Here is a 347-nt window from a genome sequence, read left to right on the forward strand (position 1 = left end):
TGCTTGATTCAACTTGTTAAAGAGCGTTTGGCTGAGGCTTTCGCCTCAACCGAGGCGCGCATTCTACGCTAACCTCTCTTTCCGTCAAGCTTTATTTTCGAAAATTTCTTTTCTACTCAATCGCTTGGCTTCGGAGAGCCTCAGCTCTCGTCAGCGGCAAGCACAAACTATGTGCTTACACTAATAGGCAAAGCCCCGGACAGCGAAGCTGACCGGGGCTTTGGGATAGGAGCTTGACGATGACCTACTCTCACATGGAGAAACTCCACACTACCATCGGCGATGCGTCGTTTCACTACTGAGTTCGGGATGGGATCAGGTGGTTCCAACGCTCTATGGTCGTCAAG

General features: G+C 50.7%; 1 rRNA gene. It reads right to left on the reverse strand.

Annotated elements, in window-relative coordinates:
- Nucleotides 1–231 precede the first annotated feature (231 nt).
- Nucleotides 232–347 (reverse strand): 5S ribosomal RNA (rrf, locus tag IB274_RS29485).

Source organism: Pseudomonas sp. PDM18 (genome assembly GCF_014852585.1).
Lineage (GTDB): Bacteria > Pseudomonadota > Gammaproteobacteria > Pseudomonadales > Pseudomonadaceae > Pseudomonas.